Origin of the sequence: Sphingomonas sp. BK345, assembly GCF_014193845.1 — a bacterium.
Taxonomy (GTDB): Bacteria; Pseudomonadota; Alphaproteobacteria; order Sphingomonadales; family Sphingomonadaceae; genus Sphingomonas.
On the sequence record NZ_JACHZX010000003.1, the window covers coordinates 802,683 to 815,414 of the forward strand.

A 12,732-nucleotide genomic window follows, 5' to 3' on the forward strand; every position below is an offset into this window, starting at 1 on the left:
TCGCGCCCCACTGCTTGCTCCGCTACGTCCGGCGCCCATGCGCAAGCTCCTGATCCCCGCCGCCTTTCTCGCCTCCGTCCCGGCCGCGGCGCAGGATGCCCCCGCCGACGCTACTCCCGACGTGGTCGTTACCGGTCGCGGGCTCGACGAGCGCGCCGGCGACCGCGCCTTCTCGATCGTCACGATCAACCAGGACCGGCTCCGCGCCAACGCCAGCGACCGGCTCGAGAGCGTGCTCGCCGACGTCGCCGGTCTCCAGCAGTTCCGCCGCTCCGACTCGCGCTCGGCCAACCCGACCAGCCAAGGGATCAGCCTGCGCGGGATCGGCGGTAACGCCTCGAGCCGCGCGCTGCTGCTGCTCGACGGCGTGCCGCAGACCGACCCGTTCGGCGGCTGGGTGCCGTTCCCGGCCTATGCCACCGACCGGCTCGGCCGCGTGCGTGTGACGCGCGGCGGCGGCAGCGGCTATCTCGGCGCGGGCGCGCTGGCGGGGACGGTCGAGCTGGAGAGCGCCGACCCGCGCCAGCTCGCCCCGGTGATGGCGTCGGTCGCTTATGGCAGCCGCGATTCAGTCGACGCCAGCGCCTCGGCGACGCTCACCAGCGGCGTGGGCTTCGCCACGATCTCGGGCGCGTACCAGCGCGGCGATGGCTTCACCCCGACGGTACGCGAAGACCGCGGAGCGGCCGACCGGCCCGCGCCCTATGAGCAGGCCTCCGGTGCGGTGCGCGGCGTGATCGCGCTGGCGCCCGCGATCGAGCTCCAGGCCAATGTCTCCGCCTTCACCGACACGCGCGAGCGCGGCACCGCCTTCACCGACAATCGCAGCGAGGGCGCCGACGCCAGCCTGCGCCTGGTCGGGCGTGGGCGATGGGGCTTCACCGCGCTGGCCTATCTCCAGACGCGCGCCTTTGCCTCGCGCTTCGCCAGCGTCGACGCCGCGCGCACCCGCGCCACCGAGACGCTCAACCAATATAATACGCCCGCGACCGGCACCGGCGCGCGGCTCGAGATCGTGCCGCCGGTGGGCGAGGGGCGCGAGCTGCGGCTCGGCGCGGAGTGGCGCGACGTCAGCGGGCGGACGCAGGAGCTGTACACCTTCGTCAACGCCGCGCCGACGCGCCGCCGCGTCGCCGGCGGCGACCAGCGCACGCTCGGCGCCTTCGCCGACGCCAGCGCGACGCTCGGCACGCTGACGCTCACCGCTGGCGGGCGGGTCGACTGGTGGACGATCGACAATGGCTTCCTGCGCGAGACCCCGCTGGCGGCGGGCGCGGCGCTGACCGACGCGCGCTTCGCCGACCGCAGCGGCAGCGAGGCCACCGGGCGCGTCGGCGCCGCCTGGGCGCCGGTGAGCGCGGTGACGTTCCGCGCGGCGGGCTATCGTGGCTGGCGGCTGCCGACGCTCAACGAACTCTACCGCCCGTTCCGCGTCGGCGCCGACGCCACCGCGGCCAATGCCGCGCTGTCGCCCGAGACGCTCACCGGCGTCGACGGCGGCGTGACGGTGACGCCGCTCGGCGGCGTGGCGCTGACCGCCACCGTCTTCTGGAACCGGCTCGACGACGCCATCGCCAACGTCACCGCTGGCAACGGCCCGGGGACCTTCCCCGGGGTCGGCTTCGTCGCGGGAGCGTATCGCGTGCGCCAGAACCTCGACTCGATCCGCTCGCGCGGGGTGGAGCTCGACGCGCGCTGGACGCTCGGTGAGGTGACCGCCTCGGGCTCATGGAGCCACGTCGACCCGCGCGTGTCGGCGAGCGGCGCAGCGGCCGCGCTCGACGGGCTGCGCCCGGCACAGACGCCGCTCGACCAGCTTTCCGCGACGCTCGGCTGGCGGCGCGACCGGCTCGCCGCGTCGGCGACACTACGCCATGTCGCGCGCCAGTTCGAGGACGACCAGAACCTGCGCGCGCTGGCGCCGGCGACCACGCTCGACGGCTATCTCGCGCTGCCGCTGACGCGGGCGATCGCGGTGGAGGCGCGCGCGGAGAACCTCTTCGACGAGCGTGTCGAGGCCGGGATCAGCGGCGCCGACGTGGTCGAGCGTGCGGCGCCGCGGACCTTATGGCTGGGGCTGCGCTTCCGCGGGGGATGAGGCGGTTCTCCGAGGAGCAGGTGACGCAATCCTCGCGCCGTGTCCTCGGACAGGACCCATTTTCACGCTCCCCTTCCCTTCAGGGGAAGGGCTGGAGGTGGGGCCTACCCGCGGACGGTCGCTCGCGGCGACGCCCCCCGACTCTCCCCTGAAGGGGAGGAAGAGCAATCCCCCTCCGCGCACGCCTCACCCCGTCACGATCATCCCGTCGCGCACCGTCACCGGCCAGGTGGCCAGCCGCGCGCCCACGCACGGCCCCGCGACGCAGACGCCGTCCTCCACGCCGAACAGCGCGCCGTGCCACGCACAGCGCACGTGTCCCGCGGCGACATAATCGTCGAGCCGCTGCGCCAGCGGCAGCCCGGCATGCGGGCAACGGTCGACATAGCCGAACACCGCGTCGCCGCGTCGCACCACGAAGCCGTGGAACCGCCCCGCGCGCAGCTGGAGCACGAAGTTGCGCGCGGCGCCGTCCTTGATCGCGGTGAGCGGCGCGAGCGTCACCCCCGGCGGCGTCGCCTCTACGCGCGCGCCCGCTGGCGCTCCCTCGCTCATCCGCGCGGCGGCACCTGCGCCTTGGGGAAGTCCTTCCACACCGCGTCATAGTCGAGCTGCGCGTGCGCCAGCGCGTGCGACGTCGGACGGTACGGCCAGCAGCTCTCCAGCATGAACGCCATCGTGCCCTCGATCCTGTGCGGTCTGAGGTCGGCCTCGGAGGCGCCGCGCCAGCTCGCCAGATCGGGGCCGTGGCCCGCCATCATGTTGTGGAGCGAGAGGCCGCCGGGCCGGAAGCCCTCCGCCTTGGCGTCATAGGCGCCGGTGATCAGCCCCATCGCCTCGCTCATCACGTTGCGGTGGAACCATGGCGGGCGGAACGTGTCCTCCGCCACCATCCAGCGCGGCGGGAAGATCACGAAGTCGGCGTTGGCGCGGCCGGGCACGTCGCTCGGGCTGGTGAGGACGGTGAAGATCGACGGATCGGGATGGTCGAAGCTGACCGTGTTGATCGTCATGAACCGCGCGAGGTCGTAGCGCCAGGGCGCGAGGTTGCCGTGCCATGCCACCACGTCGAGCGGGCTGTGGTCGAGCGTGGTGGTCCACAACGTGCCGAGGAACTTCTGCACCACCTCGGTCGGCCGATCCTCGTCCTCGTAGCGCGCCACCGGCGTCTCGACGTCGCGCGGGTTGGCGAGGCCGTTGGCACCGATCGGGCCGAGATCGGGCAGGCGGAAGAGGGCGCCGTGATTCTCCGCGACATAGCCGCTGGCCCGGCCGTCGGGCAGCATCGCGCGGAAGCGCACCCCGCGCGGTACCAGCGCGACCTGCCCGGGCGCGACCTCGACGCGGCCGAGCTCGGTGTCGAGCCGCAGCCGCCCGCTCTGCGGGATGAACAGCAGCTCGCCATCCGAGTCCATGAAGACGCGGTCGGTCATGTCGCGGTTCGCGGCATAGACGTGGAGCGCGACCCCCTCCAGCTCGGCGGGGTCGCGGTTGGCGAGCATCGTCATCATGCCGTCGACGAGGTCGGTCGGTGCGTCGGGGGCGGGGAGCGGGTCCCAGCGCAGCCGGTTGGGCGCGAGCGGCGCGGCCTCGGTGCCGGCGGCGAACAGTGCCGCGCCATGGTAGCGCTGATAGGGCGGGTGCTCGGCGGTGGGGCGAAGCCGGTACAGCCAGGAGCGGCGGTTCTCATGGCGCGGCGCGGTGAAGGCGGTGCCGGAGAGCTGCTCGGCATAGAGGCCGAAGGCGGGCTTCTGCGGCGAGTTGCGCCCGATCGGCAGCGCGCCGGGCACCGCCTCGGTCGAGACGTGATTGCCGAAGCCGGGAATGTAGTCGCTCATGCGCCGCTCTCCTGTCGAACTTGGTCGCCGCGTGATGGGCGGGGCCGATCGCCGTCGACGACGTTGGTCATGGCGCACGGCTCGGCCTTCCGCATCCTTCGTCGCTCGATCACGATGTTCCTCTTTGCACCGTCATCTCGCCTTCCACCGTCGTCTTCCCCTTTTCTCCGTCATCCCCCACTTTCTCCGTCATCCCGCGGAGGCGGGGATCCATAAACGCTGACATCGGTGTAAGAGGGGCCACGTCAGCGCGTCTGGATCCCCGCCTTCGCGGGGATGACGGAAGAGAGATGGGTCGTGGCGACGATGCAGGGGGCCGTTCCGTTGCTCGCCAGTTCGTTGCCCGCCTGCCGCCTGCCGCCTGCCGCCACCCGCGCGGTGCTCGCGCTCACGCGTCCACGGTGATCACCCCGCGGCGGATCTGGTCGAGCTCGATCGACTCGTACAGCGCCTGGAAATTGCCGTTGCCGAAGCCCTGGTTGCCCTTGCGCTGGATGATCTCGAAGAAAATCGGCCCCACCATCGTCTCGGTGAAGATCTGGAGCAGCAGCCCCTCCTCGCCGACGTTGCCGTCGATCAGGATGCGGTTCTTGCGCAGCCGCTCGAGGTCCTCGCCGTGGTTCGGCACGCGCTGGTCGACCAGCTCGTAATAGGTCTCGATCGTGTCCTGCAGCTTCACGCCGCGCGCACGCAGCTTCTCGACCGTCGCGTAGATGTCGTCGGTGGTGAGCGCGAGATGCTGGATGCCCTCGCCGTTGTAATCGCGGATGAACTCCTCGATCTGGCTTTTGTCGTCCTGGCTCTCGTTAAGCGGGATGCGGATCGCGCGATCGGGCGCGATCATCGCCTGGCTGAACAGCCCGGTCGCCTTGCCCTTGATGTCGAAGTACTTCTGCTCCTCGAAGCCGAAGATCTGGCCGTAGAACTCGGCCCAGACGCGCATCTGCCCACGACGGACATTGTGGGTGAGATGATCGAGCAGGTCGAGCCCGACGTCGTTCGCCGCCATCGCCGCGGCGGCGCCGGGGACCTGGTCCCAGCCGTCGTAGATCGAGCCCGCCGCGCCGTGGCGGTCGACGAGGTACAGCAGCGAGCCGCCGATCCCCTCCAGCGCGGGGAGCTCGTCGAGCGCCTGGCCCGCCGGCGCCGGTTTGGCGCCGCGCGCGATCGCGGCGTCATAGGCGGCGCGCGCGTCGTGGACGCGGAACGCCATCGCGCTCGCCGAGGGGCCGTGCGCGGCGCGGAAGTCGGCGGCGTGGCCGCTGGCCTCGCGGTTGATCAGCAGCGTGATGCGACCCTGCTGATAGCGCGTCAGCGCGCGCGTGGGATGGGTCGCGGTGGCGACGAAGCCGAGCGCCTCGAACTGCGCCGCCAGCGCGTCCGCGTCGGGCGCGGTGAACTCGCAGAACTCGAAGCCGTCGAGGCCCATCGGATTGACGTCGATATGCTGCATGATCGGCCTCGTTATGGTATCGAGTGAGACGATATCAGGTGAGACCAGGTGCGGTCAACGCGGTCGCGGCGATAGGGCGTTCCCGCGTCGTGCCCCGGCGAAGGCCGAAGCCTCGCTGGATGACGTCGATCGGAGCCACGCCAGCCTTCCCACCTGGGGCCCCGCCTTCGCCGGGGCACGGAACAGGAGGAACCTTGGCGCTACCTCCCTCACCAAGCTGGCGTCATCCTGAGCTTGTCTCAGGATCCACCCCGCCGCGCACCCCAACCGGGCGCGGAGGCTACGGATCGGTGCATCCTGAAACGAGTTCAGGATGACGCCAAGTGGAGGGCACAGCGCGCTGCCTCTGTGCCCCGCCTCGACCGCGTCGGTCGACAGCTCAGCGCGACGACAAGGGAACGTCGGCCCATGCGCCCTCGTTGCGCCGCCGGAACACGACGCATCTCAGGGAGCACCGATGACTGCGCTGACCCGAACGCTGCGCGCGTGGACGCGCGAGATGCCGGACTGGCTGCTCGGTCTCTCCTATGTCGTGGGTGCGGTGGCGCTGGCGCTGGTGGCGCATCGCGTGATCGTCTGGGTGGCCCGGCGCGCCACCCGCGCGCGCCCCGAGAGCACCGCGGCGGTGTTCGTCGAACGGGTGCGCAAGCTGCTGCGCTGGCTGCTGATCGCGATCGCGCTGGCAGCGGTGCAGCCCGCGCTCGACCTGACGCGCGGCGCCGCGACCCTGTGGGCGCGGCTCTCCGCGCTGCTCGTCCCTGGCCTGATGGGCTGGTGCGCGATCGTCGCGATCGGGACGGTGATCGACGTGATGATGCGCCGCGCCGACATCAGCGTGGAGGACAATCTGCGCGCGCGGCGGCGCCGTACCCGGCTCGGCATCCTGCGCCAGATCATCGTCTCGCTTATCCTGCTGGTGACGATCTGCACGATGCTGATGACGATTCCGAGCGTGCGCAGCCTGGGCGTGACGCTGGCGGCCTCGGCGGGGCTCGCCGGTCTGGCGGTGGGCGCCGCCGCGCAGCCGGCGCTGAAGAATCTGATCGCGGGCTTCCAGATGATCTTCACCGAGCCGATCCGCATCGACGACGTGGTGATCATGGACGGCGAATGGGGGCGGATCGAGGAGATCCGGCTGACTTATGTCGTCGTCAAGATCTGGGACGAGCGCCGGCTGGTGGTGCCCGTCTCCAAGTTCCTCGAGCAGAGCTTTCAAAACTGGACGCGCCAGTCGAGCGCGCTATTGGGGAGCGTGTTCTGGTATCTCGACCCGGCGGTGGACGTCGAGCGGCTGCGCGGGAAGCTCGGCGAGATCGTCACGGGCAATCCGCGCTGGGACAAGCGCTTCTGGAACCTGCAGGTGACCGACACCAAGCCCGACGGCTCGATCGAGTTGCGCGGGCTGATGACCGCGCGCGACGCCTCCACCGCGTTCGACCTGCGCTGCGACGTGCGCGAGGCGCTGCTCGCCTACATCCGCGCCGAGATGCCCGAGGCGCTGCTGCGGCGTCGGGTGCTGGTGGAGGGCGAGACAGCAGCCGTGCCTGACCCGGAACGGCTGCCAGGGCGCTAAGGCCCTGTCGAAAGGCGGTTCAATAGAGAACAGATCGCCCGCGTGCCGACCTGCAATGAGGGTCCACGCTCGCAGGGCCGATGTTCTCAGACTAGAGTGCAGCATCAGTCCGCGACGCTGCGCTCGCCCTAGAAGAATGCTCTTAGTGAATATGTTGTCGTTAGCTGTGATCGGCAAAGTATTGAGCTTGCTAGCTGCGTGTAGCGGTGAACCAAGTCCGACGCGGGCTCAAGGACGTGGCGGGGGCGGCACACGAGCGGCGTACCCAGGCACGTGTGATGGCCGCGACAATGATCGTCGACGGTGCGCTGGCGCGCTACGAGGTGCTGTCGAGCGACGAGCTGCCCGCTTCGATGGGCGAGGAGACCGATTCGCGCCCGCTCGCACGGATGCGCGGCGAGCTGCGCGCGTCGGGCGTGACCTACTCCGACGATCGACGCGGCGCCGCGGGGTGGTGCGGTGACGTTCGACCCGCACTTCCGCTTCTACGCTGACGACCGGGCGCTGCTCACGGCGATTCCAAGTCGCCAGAGTTGGAATGGAGGTCGCCCGCGAAGCGGAAAGCCGAGCGATTACAATGGAGCGGGTGAAGGGAATCGAACCCTCGTCGTAAGCTTGGGAAGCTTCTGCTCTACCATTGAGCTACACCCGCATCCCGGCGCGCCGGAAGGCCCAGCGCGCCTAACCGATTCGTGACGCGCGGGCAAGCGTCATCCCCGCTGCCACGGCAGAGCGCCGCTCTGGACAGCATCGCCCCACGCGGGCAGGCAGCGCGGCATGACCGAGATCCTGGCAGGCCCCGATTGCACCAACATGGCGGAGGTGCGCGCGGGCGTCGACTCGCTCGACCGCGAGCTGGTCGCGCTACTGCGCCGCCGCTTCGATTACATGGACGCCGCGGCGCGCATCAAACCCGAGCGCGGTCACGTCCGCGACGAGGCGCGCAAGGCGCAGGTGATCGCGCAGGCGCGCGCAGCGGCGGAAGCGCAGGGGCTGCCCGGCGACGTGATCGCGGCGCTGTGGGAGCGATTGGTCGAGGCGTCGATCGCCTATGAGCTGGCCGCGTTCGACCGCCGGGGCGCGTGACGCCTCACACCTTGGCGGCGTAGATCATCCGGCCTGGCCCGAGCCGCTCGAACACCTCCGCCAGCTCACTCTCGCCCACCGCGAAACAGCCCTGGCTGCGCCCCAACATGCCGCGCTGCCGGATCATCTCGGGGTTGGCGTACCAAGCGGCGTGCACCACGATCGCGCGCGACAGCGCATTGTCGTTGGTGCGGTCGAGACCGATCAGCCGCTGCGACTTGCCGTGCTTGCCGACATAATAGTCGGCCGCGAGGAAGGCGCCCTCGCACGAGGCGTTCGAACCGTCGGTATTGGAGAAATGCTGGAGATAACCGGTGTGCGTCGGGTCTGAGCCGCTGCCGTGCGCGACGAGCTTGGAGACGGTGCGACCGCTCTCCAGGTTGATCAGGTGGAAGCGCGGCTCGCTGGAGCCCGTGCTGAAGTCGGCCACGGCGATACGATCGCGCTGGGCGATCCGGTCGCCATGACGCTCGAGCGCCGCCATCGCGCGCTGCAGCAGCCGCGGGTTGACCCCGGGCGCCGAGATCGCCGTCGGCCGTGCCGGCGCGGCCATCACCGGGCGCGGTGCCGGGGCGTGCGGCGTCTGGAAGAAATCATGCGGTACCAGGCTTTCAGGGTTGCCACGCGCGCGATCGCGCATCCCTGCCGACACCGCGCCCGGGATCATCAGAGCACCCGCGAACAGTCCGCCGGTCTTCAACAAAGCACGGCGCGAATGCACCCGGTCGTGCGTGTCCATCATCACTTCGGTTAATCCCCGCTCCATTGGCTGGGGTATAGCATGGACCTGGTTAACGATTGTCAACGTTTGCGGCGTGTCGTGCGCTCGTTCCGATCACTTGCCGTGAAAGCGCAACGCTTCGTCGCTGGCACCAAAAGGCTAACGGCGCGTTTGTTGCAGCGACTGGCCCGGGCGCGAGCGCGTGACGGGCGATAATTCGATCGTGATGGAGGCCTTGATGCGGCGATTCGCTGCTCGTGGAACCATGAGTTCCGTGCTGCCGCTGGTCGGTGCGATCGCGCTTGTCGTCGGTGCGACGCCGGCCGCGCGGGCGGAGACGATGGACGACCGCGCGATCACCGAGGCGGCGGCGGTGATGGCGCCCGGCCGTTACCTCTGGGCCGACGACGCCGCTGCCACCGGCCCGGTGAGCGTGCTGATCTCTCTGCCCGACCAGCGCGCCTATGTGTTTCGCGGGAGCAAGATGATCGCGGCCTCGTCGGTGTCGACCGGCTCGGACGAGAAGCCGACGCCGCTCGGCCGCTTCACGATCCTCGAGAAGAAAGCGATGCATCGCTCGAACCTCTACGACGACGCACCGATGCCGTTCATGCAGCGGCTGACCTGGGACGGCGTCGCGCTCCATGCCGGACGCAACCCCGGTTTCCCGGCGTCGCACGGCTGTGTGCGATTGCCTGCCGCCTTCGCCAAGAAGCTGTTCGCCGCGACCGCGCTGGGCGCCACGGTCGAGGTGACCGACGAGGCGTATGTCGCCGGCGCCATGATGGAGCCGGGCGGCGGACGCGAACTCGCGCGGCGGTAGCGTCACCGCCGATACGCTTCACGAGGAGCGCGCGCCGAGGGGGCGCCGCGCGGGCAGCACGTCGCGACGACGGTCAGCGCGTCGCGGGTTCCGCCTCGATCACCCACTCGTGATTCTCAAGGATCCACGCCGGCACCGGCCGGCCGGCCGCGTCACGCGAGGGGTCGTAGCGGAAGCGGCGCTGGATCAGGCGGCAGGTCGTCGCGTCGAGCGCCGCGCTGCCGCTCGATCGCATCACCTCGCAGTCGCGGACGCGCCCGTCGGTCCACACCAGGAACTTGACCGTGACGGTGCCCTGGAAGCCCGCCTCGCCGACCTCCCGGGGATAATCGGCGTCGGTCAGCCGGCCGCGCTTCCACAGCGGGGCACGATCACCGCCGCCGCCGCCGTCCCCGTCACCCCAGCCACCGCTGCCGGTCCCGTCGCCCGCCCCGCCCGCGCCGGTGCCGGGGCCGACCCGCTCGGTCGCGCCCTGCGTCGGCGCGCTGCCGGCGAACGGCTGGAGCGCGACGGTGATCGGCGGGGGCGGCACCGGCACGACCACGATCGGGCGCGGCGCCGCCACCTGGGTCGCCTGGCTGCGGATGTTGGGCGGGGCAGCGCGGCCCGAGCGGCGCGGGCTCGTCGCGCGCTGCGGCGCCACCTTGGTCTCGGGGCGCGGCGGCGGTGGCGTGGGCTGGAACAAGGCGAGTCCCTGGTCGACCCGCTCGCGCGCCGCGCCGCCGGCGAGCCCGACCAGCAGCGCCCAGCCGAGCAGCAGCGTCAGCGCCGCCGAGGCGAGCGCCGCGCCGTACCGATCCTGCCGAGCTGCCGCGTACATAGGCGCTATATAGAGCGTCCGCGATGAATTGCGCGTGAGCGGGTGAGGCGCGCACGGCGGTCGTCGCGGCATCCCACGACGGCGCCGGGCACTACACTGTCATTTTAACCAGTATCATCAGGTCGACCCCCTTGAAGTAAAAGGACAGAAGATGGTCACTCCGACGGGTAAGGCGCGCGCGACACCTCACCGAGCGCGCCCCAGCATCACCGTCGGATCGAGAAGGTATAGGTAAGCGCGATCCCCGCCGAGAGCTGGTCCTGCGAGTTCACTCGCCGGATCACCGGCGAGCGCGCGGCGTCGTCGATCAGCCGCTGGTACACCGCCTGTGCCTGCACGCCCCAGCGCGGCGTCAGCGCGTAGATCACGCGGCTGGTCGCGCCCAACGACTGGATCCCGCCTCCGGGGGAGTAGGCCGCCAGTCCGGTCCGCCCCGCCGCCTCGGGGGAGACGCCGAACCAGGCGCGCTGGTAGCGTGAGTCGGTCACCACCACGCGCGGGCCGAGCGAGACGAGCCAGGCGTCACGGTCGCGGCGGACGTAATCGACCCCGAGCTGGCTGATCCAGCCCTCGTGCCCGCCCAGGCCCTTGCGTACCTCGCCGTGCCAGCGCCAGCGGTCGTCGGTCCAGGTCTGCGCATAGCCGCCCAGCTCGACGGTGCGGCCGACCGCGGGGAGGCCGGGCACGATGTCGTCGGTACGGCGCCGGCCCTGCAGCTCCACCGTCGGGCCGAACTCGGTGCGGCCGCGCCGGATCAGCGCGATCGTCGTGCCGTCGTCGGGCGCGCCATAGCCGAACGGCGTGTCGCCGCGCGCGCGTGCGACGCTGATCATCGGGGTAAGCCGCAGCGCGTCGTTGCCCGGAAAGCCGGGTACCAGCTGCGGCCCAAGCCCGAGGCGCACGCGCAGCGGCTCGCGTCGCTTTTCCTGCCCCGGCTCGGTCGGGATCAGCGGCTGGTCGGCGAGCACGTCGGGGGTGGCCTGCTTGGGCGCGGTACCGTCCGGCGGTCCGGCGGGCTGTTGCGCGACGGCGCGCGGCGCGTCGATCGCTGCTACCGTCGTAGCGAGAACGAGCCCGGCCAGTGTGCGGTACGACATGCGACCCCCCTCAGCGCCGCGGTTGACCCCGATCAACGCGCGATCGGCGCGCCGGCTCCGGCGCCAGCCGCGCCTGCCTATCATAGAGGATTTCCCACGTCCGCCCGCGCGCTCTACAAGCCGCGCATGAAGCCCGTCATCTTCGGCCTGTCCGGCCTCGAGCTCAGCGCGTCCGAGCGCGACTTCTTCCGCGCCGCGCGCCCCGCGGGCTATATCCTGTTCAAGCGCAACGTGGCGGATCGTGCCCAGCTGCGCGCGCTGACCGACTCGCTGCGCGCGCTCGAGGGGCGCGACGACGTGCCGATCCTGGTCGATCAGGAGGGCGGGCGCGTGGCGCGGCTGGGGCCGCCCGAGTGGCCCGCTTTTCCCGCCGGCCCCGCGTTCGACCGGCTGTACGATCTCGCCCCGATCTCCGCGATCGAGGCGGCACGCGCCAACGCGCACGCGTTGGGGCTGATGCTCGCCGAGGTGGGGATCACGGTCGATTGCCATCCGATTGTCGACGTGGCGCGCCCCGACACGACCGAGGCGATCGCGTCGCGCGCCTTCGGGGGCGAGCCGATGCGAGTCGCCGCCATGGGACGGGCCACGCTGGAGGGGCTGGCCGCGGGCGGCGTCGTCGGCGTGGTCAAGCACATGCCGGGGCACGGCCGCGCGCTGCTCGACACGCACTACCACCTGCCGACCGTCACCGCCTCGGCCGAGGAACTGGAGGACGATCTCGCCCCCTTCCGCGCGCTGGCGCACGCGCCGATGGGGATGACGAGCCATATCGTCTTCGAGGCCTGGGATCGCGAGCGGCCGGCGACGCTGTCGCCGGTGGTGATCGAGCAGGTGATCCGCGGGCGGATCGGCTTCGACGGGCTGCTGATGACCGACGACATCGACATGAAGGCGCTCTCGGGCACCGCGGGCGAGAAAGCGGCAGGCGCGATCGCGGCGGGCTGCGACCTGGTGCTCGACTGCTGGGCGCGCATGCCCGAGATGGAGGAGATCGTCGCGCGGCTCGACGACATCGCGCCGGTGTCGCTGGCGCGGCTGGAGCGCGCGATGGCGACGCTGACCCCACCCGCGGGCGACATGGCGGCGCTGCTCGACACGCGCGACCGGTTGCTGGCGCTGGTGTAGGCTTCGGCGGGGGGCTGAGCCGCTCGATGCGGCTGTTCCCCGGCGAAAGCCGGGGTCCAGTTGGGAAGGCCGTCGTGGGTCTCACCATCGTCCCC

Annotated in this window: 12 protein-coding genes and 1 tRNA gene; 6 read left to right on the top strand and 7 right to left on the bottom strand. The window is 71.1% G+C overall.

Translation table 11 applies throughout. From position 1 onward, the window contains the following. Positions 1-37 precede the first annotated feature (37 nt). Entirely contained in the window at positions 38-2,098 is a 2,061-nt protein-coding gene (locus tag FHY03_RS12990; protein WP_183931237.1) for a TonB-dependent receptor, read from the top strand. Positions 2,099-2,284: 186 nt separating this feature from the next. Here the strand turns inward: FHY03_RS12990 and FHY03_RS12995 are convergent, their stop codons facing one another. The 3 genes from FHY03_RS12995 to hppD all read right to left on the bottom strand — a co-directional run bounded on the left by FHY03_RS12995 (position 2,285) and on the right by hppD (position 5,389). After that, positions 2,285-2,653 carry a Rieske (2Fe-2S) protein gene (locus FHY03_RS12995; protein ID WP_183924866.1) on the bottom strand — a complete coding sequence of 123 codons (369 nt, stop codon included), beginning with the start codon at positions 2,651-2,653 and terminating at the stop codon, positions 2,285-2,287. Beyond that, the gene (gene hmgA / locus FHY03_RS13000) at positions 2,650-3,936 is read right to left on the bottom strand and encodes a homogentisate 1,2-dioxygenase (RefSeq protein ID WP_183931239.1); all 1,287 of its coding nucleotides are present in this window, start codon (positions 3,934-3,936) and stop codon (positions 2,650-2,652) included. Before hmgA ends, FHY03_RS12995 begins: the two co-directional genes overlap by 4 nt. A gap of 388 nt (positions 3,937-4,324) precedes the next feature. Continuing rightward, positions 4,325-5,389, bottom strand: coding sequence for a 4-hydroxyphenylpyruvate dioxygenase (gene hppD, locus FHY03_RS13005; protein WP_183924862.1), 1,065 nt, complete (start codon positions 5,387-5,389; stop codon positions 4,325-4,327). 457 nt (positions 5,390-5,846) lie between these two features. Here hppD and FHY03_RS13010 point away from each other — a divergent pair, with 457 nt between their 5' ends. After that, a complete protein-coding gene (locus FHY03_RS13010; RefSeq protein WP_260158902.1) occupies positions 5,847-6,962 on the top strand; it encodes a mechanosensitive ion channel family protein in 1,116 nt (371 codons plus the stop codon). Between the two features lie 206 nt (positions 6,963-7,168). Then, positions 7,169-7,456, top strand: a complete 288-nt coding sequence (locus FHY03_RS13015; RefSeq protein WP_183931241.1) for a hypothetical protein — start codon at positions 7,169-7,171, stop codon at positions 7,454-7,456. Positions 7,457-7,540: 84 nt separating this feature from the next. On the opposite strand, the gene FHY03_RS13020 is transcribed toward FHY03_RS13015, so the two are convergent. Then, positions 7,541-7,614 (bottom strand) — tRNA-Gly (locus FHY03_RS13020). 125 nt (positions 7,615-7,739) lie between these two features. On the opposite strand from FHY03_RS13020, the gene FHY03_RS13025 reads away from it, so the two are divergent. Further along, positions 7,740-8,048: a chorismate mutase gene (locus tag FHY03_RS13025; RefSeq protein ID WP_183924858.1), complete on the top strand. Its 309-nt coding sequence runs from the start codon at positions 7,740-7,742 to the stop codon at positions 8,046-8,048. 4 nt (positions 8,049-8,052) lie between these two features. On the opposite strand, the gene FHY03_RS13030 is transcribed toward FHY03_RS13025, so the two are convergent. After that, on the bottom strand, positions 8,053-8,814 hold the full coding sequence (locus FHY03_RS13030; protein WP_260158903.1) for a murein L,D-transpeptidase catalytic domain family protein: 762 nt from the start codon (positions 8,812-8,814) through the stop codon (positions 8,053-8,055). 220 nt (positions 8,815-9,034) lie between these two features. Between FHY03_RS13030 and FHY03_RS13035 the strand changes: the two genes are divergently transcribed. Beyond that, positions 9,035-9,592 (top strand): L,D-transpeptidase family protein, encoded by a 558-nt coding sequence (locus FHY03_RS13035; RefSeq protein WP_183924856.1) that lies wholly within the window; start codon positions 9,035-9,037, stop codon positions 9,590-9,592. Positions 9,593-9,665: 73 nt separating this feature from the next. Here the strand turns inward: FHY03_RS13035 and FHY03_RS13040 are convergent, their stop codons facing one another. Both FHY03_RS13040 and FHY03_RS13045 read right to left on the bottom strand, forming a co-directional pair. Beyond that, complete coding sequence (locus tag FHY03_RS13040; protein WP_183924854.1) at positions 9,666-10,412, bottom strand: energy transducer TonB; 747 nt, start codon at positions 10,410-10,412, stop codon at positions 9,666-9,668. A gap of 206 nt (positions 10,413-10,618) precedes the next feature. Beyond that, positions 10,619-11,509, bottom strand: a complete 891-nt coding sequence (locus FHY03_RS13045) for a MipA/OmpV family protein (protein ID WP_183924852.1) — start codon at positions 11,507-11,509, stop codon at positions 10,619-10,621. A gap of 126 nt (positions 11,510-11,635) precedes the next feature. Between FHY03_RS13045 and FHY03_RS13050 the strand changes: the two genes are divergently transcribed. Continuing rightward, positions 11,636-12,637 carry a glycoside hydrolase family 3 protein gene (locus FHY03_RS13050; RefSeq protein ID WP_183931243.1) on the top strand — a complete coding sequence of 334 codons (1,002 nt, stop codon included), beginning with the start codon at positions 11,636-11,638 and terminating at the stop codon, positions 12,635-12,637. The last annotated feature ends 95 nt before the right edge of the window (positions 12,638-12,732 follow it).

Coding starts and splice junctions, on each gene's coding strand:
- FHY03_RS12990 (WP_183931237.1), top strand. CDS start 38: ATGCGCAAGCTCCTGATCCCCGCCGCCTTTCTCGCCTCCGTCCCGGCC.
- FHY03_RS12995 (WP_183924866.1), bottom strand. CDS start 2,653: ATGAGCGAGGGAGCGCCAGCGGGCGCGCGCGTAGAGGCGACGCCGCCG.
- hmgA (WP_183931239.1), bottom strand. CDS start 3,936: ATGAGCGACTACATTCCCGGCTTCGGCAATCACGTCTCGACCGAGGCG.
- hppD (WP_183924862.1), bottom strand. CDS start 5,389: ATGCAGCATATCGACGTCAATCCGATGGGCCTCGACGGCTTCGAGTTC.
- FHY03_RS13010 (WP_260158902.1), top strand. CDS start 5,847: ATGACTGCGCTGACCCGAACGCTGCGCGCGTGGACGCGCGAGATGCCG.
- FHY03_RS13025 (WP_183924858.1), top strand. CDS start 7,740: ATGACCGAGATCCTGGCAGGCCCCGATTGCACCAACATGGCGGAGGTG.
- FHY03_RS13030 (WP_260158903.1), bottom strand. CDS start 8,814: ATGGAGCGGGGATTAACCGAAGTGATGATGGACACGCACGACCGGGTG.
- FHY03_RS13035 (WP_183924856.1), top strand. CDS start 9,035: ATGAGTTCCGTGCTGCCGCTGGTCGGTGCGATCGCGCTTGTCGTCGGT.
- FHY03_RS13040 (WP_183924854.1), bottom strand. CDS start 10,412: ATGTACGCGGCAGCTCGGCAGGATCGGTACGGCGCGGCGCTCGCCTCG.
- FHY03_RS13045 (WP_183924852.1), bottom strand. CDS start 11,509: ATGTCGTACCGCACACTGGCCGGGCTCGTTCTCGCTACGACGGTAGCA.
- FHY03_RS13050 (WP_183931243.1), top strand. CDS start 11,636: ATGAAGCCCGTCATCTTCGGCCTGTCCGGCCTCGAGCTCAGCGCGTCC.